We start from the raw sequence: 12,549 nt of genomic DNA, 5'->3' as shown, positions 1-12,549 counted from the left end.
CTCTTTCACTCTCCAGTTAGTCCTCAGATTGGTTGGTGGTGACTGCACTTCTATTTGACAAGCCCCTGCAGCAACTCGGTCTCGTGAAGCGGTTGGATCGGGCCGTCCTCCGGCACCGGCCGAACGACGTAGACGCCTTTTCCGAGCCGTTGGACGTGCATGCTCTGTTCTTCACGTTCGTCTTCATCGGCAACGATGACGCCGTCGAGGACGAGATCGTCACGGTCGAGTGCAACAAGCGGGGTGCCGTCGTGGTTTCGGAGCTTTCGGAATACCATTGCTGACACCTCATCGGCCACCCAATCCTACTTAGTTCTATCTCCTAAGTCACCAATCACGAATACAGGCCGTGGTCGGTGTCAAACGTGAAATTGCTAGACCGCGTACACTTCGAGAAACGGCCACCACCACACACCCCCTTGGCGACGTATAATTACTTACAGTATGGTTCGATTTGGCGGGGTTCCGGTGGTGTCCGGTCTCCGGTGAGGACGCGATTTTGGTTCTTCAGGCGTTCTATGGGACCTGAAAGTGACGTGGGTCAAACAAAACATAGCAGTTAATTGAATCGGAAGGACAGTAGATATCCAAATGGATGTTCTAGGGTGTCTGACGAGATGACCTTGTCTCAATACCTCACCAATTTGATTGTAGATAATCCCATCTCAGCACTAAACCTCGTTCTACTCTGTATTACTATCGTGCTGAGCGTCTCGTCTTATTCTTCACAAGCCAGAATGTCTGTGCGCGAGTCGATTGAGCAATTGGACGATCTCGAGATCAACCACAGTACGAAAATCAAACCGGCCCTACATGACTTCGATTTTGGCATTCTAAATCCACGATCGACGGTACAATTTCGGATATTAGGTGCAGCCCAGAATCCATCTACTGCCAGTCAGTACGTCACATCCAATTCTCTGTTTCACGATTCAAGGAATTCCGAAATGGAGTCCTTCTTAGAACAAAGAGATCTGGTCTCCAAAGCAGAGTTTAACGAACCCGAAGTCATTGTGAAGATTCCTTCTCGGAACGCAGTCGAAGTGAAACAAGCTACTGAAGAAATTATGCTGCAAATCCGCGACCTCCAATCTGCGGTAACTGCGGGAGAGATTGACGAACTCCTCGGCTCCAACACCACTTCCAACTAATCAGGGTGGAGATGCTTTTCGCGTGCATCAACTGGAGCTGCGGAGGCGGAGGGTTATTTTTTCGAAGTTGTGACGTTAGTCACACTCCCTAAGGGGGCTTTCCCATCCAGCGGGAGAGCACCCGCTCGATCTCCTCGAGCGCGGCCGCTCACGGGGAATCGAGACTCCACCCGAAAACAAGGTTCGGCCTAAAATCGGAGAGTAGTATATAAAAGAAGGAACTGACCGAGAGTGTTGCCACTCAGGAGGCCACCGGCTACAGGTGCTTCCGAGCGACCGTGTTCTGCACGGGACCGTACGCCCGGTCGTAGGTGATGATCGCGTTGAGGAACCGCCGCGAGTCGAGACCTGCGTCACACCACGCGCTGTATCCCTCCTCGAGCACGTCGGGAAGGTACTCGCCGGTCGCCGTGGAGTTCTTCGACTGAGTGAGCACCGTCCGGATGCGAATCCGAACGCGGTCGTCACGGTCATCCATCCCGGCGACAACCTCAGCGCCGTAGCGGTTCAGCCAGTTCTGCAGCGCTCGGCCAGACCGCTCCAGGTCGCGCGGGTCGACGTTCAGCACGTTCTCGATTCGACCGGCGACTGAGTCTACCACGTCGTCCGCGATGCTCACCAGCTCGCGCACTTCCTGCGCGATCTTCGAGGAGACCCACTTCACGACACCGCCGTCGTTTTCGAGTAGACCTGAGAGACGCTGGAGAACACGGTAGATCGTCGTGGAAGACCAACCGGTTCCGTCTTCGAGTTCACCGACTCTCGTGCCGCCGTCGGTGAGCGCCAAGTGCTCAAGCACGTCGTGGTCCGCGTCGGTGAGCCGCGAGAGCGTGCGCATGATGACCGACTCTTGGGACGCTTCGATCTGTGGGGTCGGGTCATCCCACAGCGCAATCGTCCGGTCGGACGCGACCGCGCTGAAGTGGTCGTCAGCGACGAACCACATACCAGGCTGAGTTGGGATGTCCGCCCACGAAAGGACGTTCAGCAATTTCTCTTCCAGGTCGCCAACCAGATCGTGCCGGTCGTCCCACGCGACCGCCTGATCGCGGTTCAGGTTCTTCTTGTACAGCGCCCCGAGTTTCGGGTGGTACAGCGGGTCACCGTCCGAACTTTCACGGACGTACTGCGGGTGGTAGTGCTTCAGCTGAAGCCCTCGAGGACGGTGCTGGCTGTTCGGGAAGAGATCAGCAATAGCCGACCGATCGAGCCGGAGCTGGTGGTTGTAGCCAACCACGTCCTCGTTGTTCGAATCGTAGACGACGTGCGAGCCCTCGATATCGGCCGAGAGCATGAACAAGCGCATGAAGACGCCATCGCGCCGAACCAGTTTCTTCGCCTGATCGCGGTCGATCCGCAGGTACCGCTCGTGCTGGGTTATCGTCGAGAACTTGTGCGGCTCTTCAGCGAAGTACTTGCGCGACCAGTCGAAACCGACTTTCTCGCACACTCGCCGCATCACCCACTTGAACACGTGCGGAATCTCGTCCAACTCGAGGTTGACGACGTTCTGCAGTTTCACGTTCGTGGCAGGCCCGAGCGTCGCAGGGACGCTGTCAGGTCGGTTCTCGTCGGACCACGCGAGACGCGGCTGTACACAGACCGGAAGCTTCCGCTCTCCCTCGCCGTACGCATTGATGTCGTACTCGAGAAGCGAGTTTACCGTGTCTGCCTCGCGCGGGGAGAGTCCCGACTGGTGGAACCCCATCGAGACTTCCCACGTCTCGGTTCCGTCCTCCTCGAGGCGGGGAACCTCCACTTCGACTTTCGAGATACCGCCGTCGATGTGGTTGTACAGCTGGCGAACCGCCCAGTACGGCGACGAACCGTATTCGCCGTAGAGGAGATCACCGCGCGTCTCGTGGGGCGCGCTCGCGACGGAACTCACCGCCGGTCCTCCTCCGCGAGATCGCGGCCGCAGTACTCACAGCGGAAGATGCAGTCGCTGTCGCGGCTGCAGGACGGACAGCGGACCGTCATTGCCACCGCTCCGGGTTACCGCCGTGCCGACCGGGGGCACCGTCCCACGGGTCCGGAATCGGAACGTCGAGACCGCCCGCGGAACCGCGCTGTAGTCGAACCAGCGTGTCGCACTCGTGACAGCGGTGTGCGCGGTCCTCGCGGTCACCGTAGACGCGGCGGAAGTCGCGGGTGACGTGTGACCCGCAGTTGAGACAGCTGCTCTTTCGGCTCTCCGAGTCGAGCAGCATCATGCTGACCACCCCGTTGGCCCGGCCAGACCGCAAGACAGCGGCGACCCGCGTTCCGTTTCGTGGTGGACTCTTTTTCGGCCCCCGCTCGCGAGTATATATACCCGCGATGAGACCCGCCGGTAGAAGACGTGAGTCGGACGTTTTCTACATATAGAAAACGCCAAAAATTTGGACGGACCCGACGGGATTTGAACCCGCGACATCTTGGTCCGGAACCAAGCACTCTGTCCACTGAGCTACGGGCCCTCAGCGGAGAGAGCTACACGGCACCGACGTAAAACCGTTGTGGAACCCGCGCCGGCGGCCGATTACGTTCCGGCCGCGTCGGCGTCGACGACGCTGTGTTTCCACGTCCCGCGGGTGAACCACGCCGTGGCCGCAATCGCGCCGAGAATCTGTCCGACGGCCATTCCGAGCCAGATGCCGGTCTCGGCGAAGCCGAACTGGAACGAAAGCAGGTAGACGATGGGCACTCGGCCCAACCAGAGCGCGAAAAGCGAGAAGCCGAGGGCGGTTTTCGTGTTCCCCGCGCCGCGGTACGCGCCGAGGACGACCTGGAGGACGCCAATAAAGCCGAACTCGACAGCGCGGATGCGGATGTACTCGACGCCGAGGTCGATGGTTTGGGCGGCCGAGGCGGTCCCGGTCTGGAGGAAGAACGCGACGACGGGTTCGGCGAAGACGTACGCGAGGACGCCGGTGACGAGCATGACGCTCGCGCCGACCTTGGCGGCGAGCCAGACGGCGCTCTCGGCGCGGTCGGGTTTCCCCGCGCCGAGATTCTGGCCGACGATGGTGTTGGTCGCTCGCCCGAGGCCGAGCGCCGGGAGGAACACGAGCGACGTGAGGCGGTTGCCGAGGCCGAACGCGGCGACGACTTCGGGGGCGAAGGTGACGACCATCGCGGTGAGGGTGATGAAGCCGAGGGCGGTGGCGGACTGCTCGATAGCGCTCGGGACGCCGATATCGACGATTTGCTTGATGTACTCGAACTGCGGGCGGAAGTCGGCGAGTTGCACGTCGGGGCCGGCGCTCGTCCCGAAGATGACGTAGATGCCGATGACGGTGGCGACGGCGCGCGAGAGGACCGTCGCGTACGCCGCGCCGGCGACTTTGAAGCCGTCGAAACCCGTGGCGGCGAAGAGGCTCGCCTGGAAGCCCTCTACTCCGAGCATCGAAAACAGCGGGTTGGCGTCGAAGCCGAAGATGAACACCGGGTCGATGACGATGTTGATGATGACGCTGATGAACATCACGACCATCGGAGCGCGGGTGTTGCCGTAGCCGCGCATGAGCGCGGAGAAGACGAAGAAGCCGAACAGGAACGGCAGGCCGAGGAAGAACACCCGCATGTAGTCGCCGGCGAGGGGGATGACCTGCCCGGCGGTCGCCTCCGAACTCGGGAGGACGCCGAGCATCGCGTCGGTGGCGAAAAACCCGATGACGCCGACGACGACGGCGATGACGGTGATGAACGTGAGCGTCTGTCCGGCGACGGTCCCGGCGGAGCCTTCGCTTTTCGCGCCGGTGTACTGCGCGACGAGCGTGCTGCCGGCGACGGTGAAGCCGCCGCCGACGGAGATGAGAAGGAAGATGAGCGGAAACGCGAGGCTGATGGCGGCGACGGCGTCGGTCGAGAGCCGGCCGAGCCAGACGGTGTCCGCGAGGTTGTACGCCACCTGGAGGAGTTCGGTGACGATAATCGGCCACGCCAGTTCGAACATCGGCCGTTTGAGGTCGCCTTCGGTGAGGGAACCTCCTTCGGGGAGGGACACTGAACAGGTGAGACACGCGGAGACCGTTTGAAAGCGTCGATAGGCGTCTTCGAACGCTGGAACGTCCCGGCACCGAACGAGTGCGACTGGGCGAGTCGTGGCGGGGCGGTCGGCCGCACGAGCGGCGACCGCGGCTCACCGGGATGGGTGGCGTCGCGAGAAAAGGTGGGTGGCTGCGGTCGTCGCGTTACGGCGCTTCGCCGGTCTCGATGGCGAAGTCGGCTTTCGGGTAGGCGACGCAGGTGAGCGTGTAGCCGTTGTCCATCTCCTCGTCGGAGAGCGTCTCCTGGGTGTGGTGCGTGATGTACTCTTCGGCCGGGCCGTCGGTAATCTTCGCGGCACAGGAGACACAGGAACCCTGTCGGCACGCGTAGGGGAGGTCCATCCCGGCGTCTTCGCCCTGGTCGAGCACCGTCTCGTTGCTCGCCAGCTCGATGGTCTCGCCCTGCTTGACGAACTCGACTTCGAAGTACTCGACTTCGTCTTCGGGCATGTCGGCGGGGCTCGGCTCTTCTTCCGCTTCCTCGCCTTCGAGTTCGGCGCCCTCTTCGCCGCCACCGACCGCGGCGACGCCGCCGCCGCCCCCGATAGAGCGGTTCATCGGCTCGGGGAAGTCGGTCTCTGCGACGGTCGCCGCGCGGCGTTCGAGGACCTCCTGTGTGATGTCGGCGGTCGGCTCCCAGCCGGTGCCCTTCGAGTAGTGCAGGGCGACGGCGAGGAGTACCAGGACCAATCCGGCCCCGACACCCACCAGACTGATGACTGCCATACCGGCGGATATGGAGGGAGGGGTTAAGGAAATTGTGATTGTGGCGGCACCCGCGGGCGGTCGATTTCGCCGCCGAGACGAGGGTTTCACCGGGGTTCCCACAATATCGGGGGCGAGAACGGCGTCCGTCTCGGGCGCGCCGAGAGCGTCGCCGGGCACGGCCGGTAGTTCGCGGCCGCGTCAGTCGTCTTTCCGCGCGACCTCGTGGCGGCCGAAGCCGTACCGGAGCCGGTTGGCGAGGCGGCGGGAGAAGCGGTCGTCGGCGCGGGAGCCGAACCGCTCGGCGAGCGACTGGTAGATGAGCGGGACCGGGACCTCCTGTTCGAGCGCCTCTTGGACCGTCCACGTGCCGGTCGAGCCGCCCGCGACGTGGTCGTCCACGTCACCGAGGTCGCTGCCCTCCTCGCGGAACGCCTCCTCGCAGAGTTCGAGGAGCCACGAGCGGATGACCGCGCCGTTGTTCCACGTCTTGGCGACCGATTCGAGGTCGAGGTCGTAGCGACCCTCGGCGAGCAGTTCGAAGCCCTCGCCGTACGCCTGCATCAGCGCGTACTCGACGCCGTTGTGGACCATCTTCACGTAGTGGCCGGAGCCGGAGTCGCCCATGTGGCCGTGGCCGTCGGGGCCGGTCGCCACGGCGTCGAAGACGGGGGTCAGCTCGTCGTAGGCCCACTGCGGGCCGCCGACCATGAGCGAAAAGCCGAGTTCGGCACCGGCGGGGCCGCCGGAGGTCCCGCAGTCGAGGTAGGCCGCCGAGCACGCCTCGGCGCGCCGCACGGACTCCTCGAAGTGGGAGTTGCCGCCGTCGACGACCACGTCGTCCCCGTCGAGGTGCGGGTCGAGGTCGTCGAGGGTCGCGTCCACCGCGTCGCCCGCGGGGACCATGAGCCAGATTCGCTTGTCGTCGCCGAGTCGGTCGACGAGGTCGGCGACGCTGTCCGCGGGTTCGGCACCCGCGTCGGCGGCCGCCGCGACGGCTTCCGCCGAGAGGTCGAAGGCCACGACCTCGTGCCCGGCATCGAGCACTCGGTCGACTACGATGCGTCCCATCCGGCCGAGGCCGATGACGCCTAGTTGCATGCGTCGGCATCGTCCGCGGGGGGTGGTAGTGGTTGTGGTTTGGCGCGTTCGCGGACGCCGACGTTTTTACCGCCGCGCGCGAGGGTCGCGTATGGACGAACGCATCCACGAGCACGCCGCGGTGCTCGTCGACTGGAGCGCGCGAATCGAGGCCGGCGACGACGTGGTCGTCTCCGTCGGCGAGGGGGCTCACGACCTCGCGGTCGCCGTCGCCGACGCACTCGGCGAGCGCGGCGCGAACGTCGTCACGACGTACGCCTCCGAGGAGGTCCAGCGGGCGTACCTCCGCGCGCACGACGGCGACTTCGAACTTCCCGAACACGAACTCGCCCTCTACGAGGCCGCCGACTCGGTGCTCTTTCTCGGCGGCACCCGCAACACGGCGGCGACCGCCGACGTACCGACCGAGACGCGGCAGGCCTACGGCCGCGCCACGAGCGAGGTCAAAGAGGCGCGCATGGACACCGATTGGGTCTCGACGGTCCACCCCACCCGCGCGGCGGCCCAGCAGGCGGGCATGTCCTTCGAGGCGTACGCCGACTTCGTTTACGACGCGATTCTCCGCGACTGGTCGGCGCTCGCCGAGGAGATGGCGAACATGAAAGACGTGCTCGACGCCGGGTCGGAGGTCCGCATCGTCAAGGCCGACACCGACCTCACGATGTCCATCGAGGGGCGGACCGCCGTCAACTCCGCGGCGTCGGTCGCCTACGACTCCCACAACCTCCCGTCGGGCGAGGTGTTCACCGCGCCCGTCGAGGACGCCGTCGAGGGCGAGGTGTTCTTCGACGTGCCGATGACGCTTGAGGGTCAGCGCGTCGAGAACGTCCACCTGACGTTCGAGGGCGGCGAGGTCGTGGACTTCTCCGCGGGCGCGGGCGAGGACGCGCTGGCCGGCATCCTCGACACCGACGAGGGCGCGCGCCGACTCGGTGAACTCGGCATCGGCATGAACCGCGGCATCGACCGCTTCACCGACAGCATCCTCTTCGACGAGAAGATGGGCGACACCGTCCACCTCGCGGTCGGTCGAGCCTACGGCGCGTGTCTCCCGGAGGGCGAAGACGGCAACCAGTCCGCGGTCCACACGGACATGATAACCGACATGAGCGAGGACTCGCGCATCGAGGTCGACGGCGAGGTCGTCCAGCGGAACGGCACGTTCCGGTGGGAAGACGGGTTTTAACCCGCCGCAGCGCCGTCTCTGTCTTCTCGGTGCGGCGAGCACGAACCACCGCGAACGTCGTGTCTGTGCCTCCTCCTGGACTCCGCCGCTTGCGACTCAGTCCCGACCCGTGCCGGCGTTGCGAAGCGTCCCGCCGCACTCCGGGCAGACTCGTTCGTGAACGGCCTCTTCGGACTTGTAGCCGCAGGTGGGACATTCGTGGCGTCGCTGTTTTACGAGCGTTGTCGGCCGGGGTTCGACGAGCGTCGTCGGCTCCGCCTCGACCAACGCCTCCGTCCGGCGCTCGACCAACTCCGCCGGGCGTCGTTCGACGAGGTCCGTCGGCTCGGGGCCGACCAGCGCCCTCGATTTGGCTTTGACGAGGGCTACGACCCCACGCGTGTCGATATCCTTGCTCATGTTACGGTGTACGATATGTTGAATGTTAACTCTTACCTAGGTTCTCCGTTCTCCCTGACGACGCCGAATTCGGCCGTTTCACCCCGATTCGGTGGGTGCGGTCCCGAGACGCGCTTTCGACGTACTTTTTATCCGCGACCGTTTTCATCCGCGCATGGCAGAATTCATGGTCGTCGTCGCCGACCCCGACTCCGGTGCGACCTACCAAGTCGACGTCGAAGGACAGGACGCAAACCGATTCCTCGGCCGCGACCTCGGTGACGAGGTCGACGGCGCGGCCGTCGGTCTCGACGGCTTCACGCTCGAACTGACGGGCGGTTCGGACAAGGCCGGCCGACCGATGCACCCCGACGTGCCCGGCGGCGCGCTCAAGGAAATCCTCGCCGAAGACGGCATCGGCTACAAGCCGTCCCGCGACGGCGAGCGCAAGCGCGTCACCGTCCGCGGCCGCGAGGTCTCCGACGAGACCGTCCAGATCAACGCGAAGGTCGTCGCCGGCGAGGGCGACGTCGCCGCCGCCTTCGGTGAGGGCGACGACGAAGAAGCCGACGAATAACGCCGTCTCACTCCTCTCTTCCCCGTGCCAGAGCAACTGCCCTCCGACCATCCGTCGGTCCAGACGTTCCGCGCGAACATCGCCCGAAGCGGCGGCACCCGTCGCCCCTGCCTGCGCGTCCCCGACGACGTGCTCGCCGCCGACGGCGATTTCGTCCGCCTCCACCTCGGAGGCACCGCCTACCACGCCCGTCTCTCGGCCGACGCCTCGGGACTCGTGATTCGCGGCGCGTACGACAACAAGCGCCTCGCGCGCACCCCGAACGACGGCGAGAATCGACTCGTCGAGTGGTGCCGCGAACACGACCGGGCCGACGGCGACGCCGTCGAACTCGACGAACTGGACGACGGCTACCAGTACGGCCTCCGGGTTCCGGGTGTCCGGCAGGTGTACCGCATCACCGAACGGCCGAACGACTCGCTTTCGAGCATCGCGGAGCAGTTCGGCCCGTCCGACGAGTGACCGGTCGGACTCCGAGACACGCCGCTTTTACGCGCCGACCGCCCTAGGCGGGGTATGAGCAAGGTAACGGAGTATCTCGCAGGCGAGCGCCTTGACGACGTGGCGCTCTATCTCACCCACGAGTACCTCGACAGTCAGGGCAAACTCCCGAACATGGGCGTCGAAGTCGACAACGGCTACGTCCTCGTCGTCCCCGGTGACGACGGCCGCCGCGCCTTCGCGGCCGGCACGGGCATGGACGCCATGGAGTTCGCCCAGACCGCCATGGGCAACGACGGCGACATCGACGACGACCTGAGCGGCGGCACCTGCCCCGAGGCGGCCGCCGAGGAGAACCACGAGGTGAAGTTCATCTTCTCGTTCGCCGAGGCGCAAAACGAGGAGGTCGGCGGCATCTACGAGGAGGGCGACGTGGTCCACGCCTACGCCAAGTGTACCTGCGGCACGACGTACTCCGACCGCTGGGTCGTCGACGACGCGTAATCGACCCCCGTTTTTCGACGCCGCGTTTCGAGTTTAGTTTCGCCGTTAGCGCTCGGTTTCGACGCCTTCGTCGTCTTCGGCGTCATCGTCGGCTTCCGCGTCGGCCGCGGCTTCCGCTTCCGCTTCCGCTTCCGCCTCCGCGACCGCGTCTGCGACCTGCTCGAACGCCCGGAGGATGACGCGCTTCGTCGTCGCGCCCTGCGTCGTCCAGTGGTGAGCGTAGTCGAGCATGTCGTCGTAGATGTCGGGCTTACAGCCGGCGGCCTTCGGGTGGCCGCCGCCGTTGACGAGGTCCGCGACCTCGTGACAGCGCTCGAAGTCGTCGGAGCCGCGAATGGAGGCGCTTCCGGCGGGCTTGACGACGACCGCCGCGTCCGCGCCCGCCTCGCGGAGGGCGTCGGCGACCTCGTTCTGCGAGCAGCGGCCGTAGGTGACGCCGACCGTCCAGTCGCCGACGGTCTTCAGTTCGGCGCGGTCGACGGCGGCCTGAATGAGGTTCTCCTTTTCGACGCGGCGGTGGGCGATGTACTCCTCGACGACCGGCGGGAGGTCCGCGCCGTACGCGCCGACGACGGCGACGTACTCCTCTTTCGAAGTCCAGTAGGCGTAGTCCGCGAGGTCCTGACTCCGCTCGTCTTCGTTCAGCCAGAGGTCGTGGTCGCGGGTGACGGCCGCGAGTTCGGAAAACCGCTCGTCGAACTCGTAGTCGAGTTCGCGGAGCGTCACGTCGGTCGAACACTCCTCGTCGGACTCGCCGACGACGAGGTCGACGCCGGCCTCGCGGACCGCCTCGGCCACCTCGGGCTTCCACTGGTGGTGGTCGTACCAGTGAATCTCGCCCGCCGTCTCGACGAGCGCGGCGAGTTCCTCCTCGACGTACTCGAACTTGTCCGGACAGAGGTCGCAGACGTACACCTCGACGCCCTCGGGGGCGTAGTCGGCCACGCGCTGGAGGTCGTCTTCCAACGAGTACGGACTCGACCCCATCAGCGCGACCGGCGACTTCGGGCGCTCTTCTTCCGCTTCCTCGTTGAGGGGCGATTCGTCCTCGTCGTCCTCGTCGCCTTCGTCGTCTGCGAGTTTCTCCTCGATGCGTTCCTCGAAGTCGGCCACGTCGAGTGCGGCGTCGTACGCCTCCCGGAGGAGGGCGACGCAGCCGAGGCCGTCGGCGTCGGTGTCGGTGACGACCGCGACCGACGCGTCTTCGAGTTTCGCCTTGGCGCGCTCTTCGGCGCGTTCCTCGTCGAACGACTCGGGGTAGAAGAAGCCGGCTCCGGGGAGCACGGACTTGCGGGGGAGCGAGAGCTGAGAACTGTCGATGAGCTCGTCTTCCATACGCCGAACTCGGGCGCGACGGGGAAAACTCCTCCCGATTCCGTCGGCGGAGACCGCGCCGAACGTCCCGCGGGCCGCGACCGAACCGAGCCACGCGGCCCGCTCAGGCCGCCTCGTCGCTCAGCAGGGAGTCCGTCGTCCCCTCCTCCAGCTGGCGGACCGTCAGCACCGGCACCGGACAGGTCCGGACGACGCGCTCGGCGACGCTGCCGATGAGAAAGCGGTTCTCGCCGTGGCGGCCCCGTGTTCCCATGGCGACGGCGTCGGCGTCGACCTCGCGGGCGTAGTTCGAAATCTCGGCGGCGGGGCGGCCCTCTCGCACCGCGACGGTCACCTCGCGGTCGGTCGCGGCCTCGACCTCGGCGAGCGCCTCCTCGCCGCGTTCGGTGAGCGCGTCGCGCATCTCGTCGCGGAGTCGGTCCGGCGCGGTCTCCACGTCGCCGGCGTCGATGACGTACAGCGCGTGGACCGACGCGTCGAACCGCTCTGCGAGGTCGACGGCGACGCTGACCGCCCGGCGGACGCTCGCCGAGCCGTCGGTGGCGATGACGATGGTGTCGAACATGGCTTCGGGTTCACGGCGCGGCGGCATAAAACCAGTCTGGGGCGGTCGGCCGGCGGGACCGTGGGGTGAGTTTTTTGTCGTCCCCCGACGCAGGTGGGGACATGTCACCGCGCCCGCTCTCTATCGACCTCGTTCTCGTGCCGGTCGACCAAAGCGAGGAGGCGACGCGCGCGGCGGAGTACGCCGCCGCCGTCGCGGCCGAGTACGACGCCGCGGTCCACGCCGTCCACGTCCTCGGCGAGGACGTCGTCCGCGCCATAGAGCAGGGCGTCGTCGACGAGGACGCCGTCGCCGAGGACAGCAAGGCCGTCACCGACACGGTGTCGGCGCTCGCAGAGACCGCCGACGTGCCCGTCACCACGTCGGTCGCCTACGGCTTCTCGCGGACGAGCAAGCTCCGCCACCCCGGCAGCGTCGTCCTCGACACCGCAGAAGAACTCGACGCGGACTTCATCGTCGTGCCCCGAGAGCCCGTCTCGGGCGACCCCGGCGAGGTGCTCGCCAAGGCCGCCGAGTACGTCCTCCTGTACGCCAGCCAGCCCGTGCTTTCGGTCTGAATCCTGTCTGAATCCTGA

At 65.4% G+C, this 12,549-nt stretch carries 15 protein-coding genes and 1 tRNA gene; 6 read left to right on the top strand and 10 right to left on the bottom strand.

Features of this window, described 5'->3' with window-relative positions; genetic code table 11:
* Positions 1 to 50: 50 nt before the first annotated feature.
* On the bottom strand, positions 51 to 278 hold the full coding sequence (locus DEQ67_RS14285; RefSeq protein ID WP_049967636.1) for a hypothetical protein: 228 nt from the start codon (positions 276 to 278) through the stop codon (positions 51 to 53).
* 327 nt (positions 279 to 605) lie between these two features.
* On the opposite strand from DEQ67_RS14285, the gene DEQ67_RS14280 reads away from it, so the two are divergent.
* Positions 606 to 1,151 (top strand): hypothetical protein, encoded by a 546-nt coding sequence (locus DEQ67_RS14280; protein ID WP_144858780.1) that lies wholly within the window; start codon positions 606 to 608, stop codon positions 1,149 to 1,151.
* Between the two features lie 256 nt (positions 1,152 to 1,407).
* On the opposite strand, the gene DEQ67_RS14275 is transcribed toward DEQ67_RS14280, so the two are convergent.
* The 6 genes from DEQ67_RS14275 to gnd all read right to left on the bottom strand — a co-directional run bounded on the left by DEQ67_RS14275 (position 1,408) and on the right by gnd (position 6,988).
* A complete protein-coding gene (locus DEQ67_RS14275) occupies positions 1,408 to 3,039 on the bottom strand; it encodes a MarR family transcriptional regulator (protein ID WP_405001732.1) in 1,632 nt (543 codons plus the stop codon).
* Positions 3,040 to 3,127: 88 nt separating this feature from the next.
* Positions 3,128 to 3,364 (bottom strand): DUF7563 family protein, encoded by a 237-nt coding sequence (locus DEQ67_RS14270; protein WP_008610516.1) that lies wholly within the window; start codon positions 3,362 to 3,364, stop codon positions 3,128 to 3,130.
* Between the two features lie 173 nt (positions 3,365 to 3,537).
* Positions 3,538 to 3,610 (bottom strand) — tRNA-Arg (locus DEQ67_RS14265).
* Positions 3,611 to 3,672: 62 nt separating this feature from the next.
* Positions 3,673 to 5,139 (bottom strand): MATE family efflux transporter, encoded by a 1,467-nt coding sequence (locus DEQ67_RS14260; RefSeq protein WP_304999731.1) that lies wholly within the window; start codon positions 5,137 to 5,139, stop codon positions 3,673 to 3,675.
* A gap of 187 nt (positions 5,140 to 5,326) precedes the next feature.
* Complete coding sequence (locus tag DEQ67_RS14255) at positions 5,327 to 5,908, bottom strand: 2Fe-2S iron-sulfur cluster-binding protein (RefSeq protein WP_049896652.1); 582 nt, start codon at positions 5,906 to 5,908, stop codon at positions 5,327 to 5,329.
* Positions 5,909 to 6,088: 180 nt separating this feature from the next.
* Positions 6,089 to 6,988: a phosphogluconate dehydrogenase (NAD(+)-dependent, decarboxylating) gene (gnd, locus tag DEQ67_RS14250; protein ID WP_004041720.1), complete on the bottom strand. Its 900-nt coding sequence runs from the start codon at positions 6,986 to 6,988 to the stop codon at positions 6,089 to 6,091.
* 91 nt (positions 6,989 to 7,079) lie between these two features.
* On the opposite strand from gnd, the gene DEQ67_RS14245 reads away from it, so the two are divergent.
* The gene (locus tag DEQ67_RS14245; protein ID WP_163489211.1) at positions 7,080 to 8,174 is read left to right on the top strand and encodes an aminopeptidase; all 1,095 of its coding nucleotides are present in this window, start codon (positions 7,080 to 7,082) and stop codon (positions 8,172 to 8,174) included.
* 96 nt (positions 8,175 to 8,270) lie between these two features.
* On the opposite strand, the gene DEQ67_RS14240 is transcribed toward DEQ67_RS14245, so the two are convergent.
* Positions 8,271 to 8,573 carry a rubrerythrin-like domain-containing protein gene (locus DEQ67_RS14240; RefSeq protein ID WP_004041718.1) on the bottom strand — a complete coding sequence of 101 codons (303 nt, stop codon included), beginning with the start codon at positions 8,571 to 8,573 and terminating at the stop codon, positions 8,271 to 8,273.
* 154 nt (positions 8,574 to 8,727) lie between these two features.
* Here DEQ67_RS14240 and DEQ67_RS14235 point away from each other — a divergent pair, with 154 nt between their 5' ends.
* The 3 genes from DEQ67_RS14235 to DEQ67_RS14225 are packed head-to-tail and all read left to right on the top strand — an operon-like array spanning position 8,728 to position 10,074.
* A complete protein-coding gene (locus DEQ67_RS14235) occupies positions 8,728 to 9,129 on the top strand; it encodes a 30S ribosomal protein S6e (protein WP_004041717.1) in 402 nt (133 codons plus the stop codon).
* A gap of 24 nt (positions 9,130 to 9,153) precedes the next feature.
* The gene (locus DEQ67_RS14230) at positions 9,154 to 9,591 is read left to right on the top strand and encodes a DUF7112 family protein (protein ID WP_004063077.1); all 438 of its coding nucleotides are present in this window, start codon (positions 9,154 to 9,156) and stop codon (positions 9,589 to 9,591) included.
* 54 nt (positions 9,592 to 9,645) lie between these two features.
* Entirely contained in the window at positions 9,646 to 10,074 is a 429-nt protein-coding gene (locus DEQ67_RS14225) for a DUF5807 family protein (protein ID WP_004041714.1), read from the top strand.
* Positions 10,075 to 10,119: 45 nt separating this feature from the next.
* Here DEQ67_RS14225 and DEQ67_RS14220 read toward each other — a convergent pair whose 3' ends face one another.
* Entirely contained in the window at positions 10,120 to 11,409 is a 1,290-nt protein-coding gene (locus DEQ67_RS14220; RefSeq protein WP_115803299.1) for a DHH family phosphoesterase, read from the bottom strand.
* Positions 11,410 to 11,512: 103 nt separating this feature from the next.
* Entirely contained in the window at positions 11,513 to 11,974 is a 462-nt protein-coding gene (locus DEQ67_RS14215; RefSeq protein ID WP_186328097.1) for a universal stress protein, read from the bottom strand.
* A gap of 101 nt (positions 11,975 to 12,075) precedes the next feature.
* Here DEQ67_RS14215 and DEQ67_RS14210 point away from each other — a divergent pair, with 101 nt between their 5' ends.
* The gene (locus DEQ67_RS14210; protein ID WP_004041708.1) at positions 12,076 to 12,531 is read left to right on the top strand and encodes a universal stress protein; all 456 of its coding nucleotides are present in this window, start codon (positions 12,076 to 12,078) and stop codon (positions 12,529 to 12,531) included.
* Positions 12,532 to 12,549 lie beyond the last annotated feature (18 nt).

Source organism: Haloferax sp. Atlit-48N, assembly GCF_003383015.2.
GTDB classification, from domain to species: Archaea; Halobacteriota; Halobacteria; order Halobacteriales; family Haloferacaceae; genus Haloferax; species Haloferax volcanii.
This window is presented reverse-complemented; position numbering and strand designations above follow the sequence as displayed.

Coding starts and splice junctions, on each gene's coding strand:
- DEQ67_RS14215 (WP_186328097.1), bottom strand. CDS start 11,974: ATGTTCGACACCATCGTCATCGCCACCGACGGCTCGGCGAGCGTCCGC.
- gnd (WP_004041720.1), bottom strand. CDS start 6,988: ATGCAACTAGGCGTCATCGGCCTCGGCCGGATGGGACGCATCGTAGTC.
- DEQ67_RS14245 (WP_163489211.1), top strand. CDS start 7,080: ATGGACGAACGCATCCACGAGCACGCCGCGGTGCTCGTCGACTGGAGC.
- DEQ67_RS14285 (WP_049967636.1), bottom strand. CDS start 278: ATGGTATTCCGAAAGCTCCGAAACCACGACGGCACCCCGCTTGTTGCA.
- DEQ67_RS14240 (WP_004041718.1), bottom strand. CDS start 8,573: ATGAGCAAGGATATCGACACGCGTGGGGTCGTAGCCCTCGTCAAAGCC.
- DEQ67_RS14220 (WP_115803299.1), bottom strand. CDS start 11,409: ATGGAAGACGAGCTCATCGACAGTTCTCAGCTCTCGCTCCCCCGCAAG.
- DEQ67_RS14270 (WP_008610516.1), bottom strand. CDS start 3,364: ATGATGCTGCTCGACTCGGAGAGCCGAAAGAGCAGCTGTCTCAACTGC.
- DEQ67_RS14235 (WP_004041717.1), top strand. CDS start 8,728: ATGGCAGAATTCATGGTCGTCGTCGCCGACCCCGACTCCGGTGCGACC.
- DEQ67_RS14210 (WP_004041708.1), top strand. CDS start 12,076: ATGTCACCGCGCCCGCTCTCTATCGACCTCGTTCTCGTGCCGGTCGAC.
- DEQ67_RS14255 (WP_049896652.1), bottom strand. CDS start 5,908: ATGGCAGTCATCAGTCTGGTGGGTGTCGGGGCCGGATTGGTCCTGGTA.
- DEQ67_RS14225 (WP_004041714.1), top strand. CDS start 9,646: ATGAGCAAGGTAACGGAGTATCTCGCAGGCGAGCGCCTTGACGACGTG.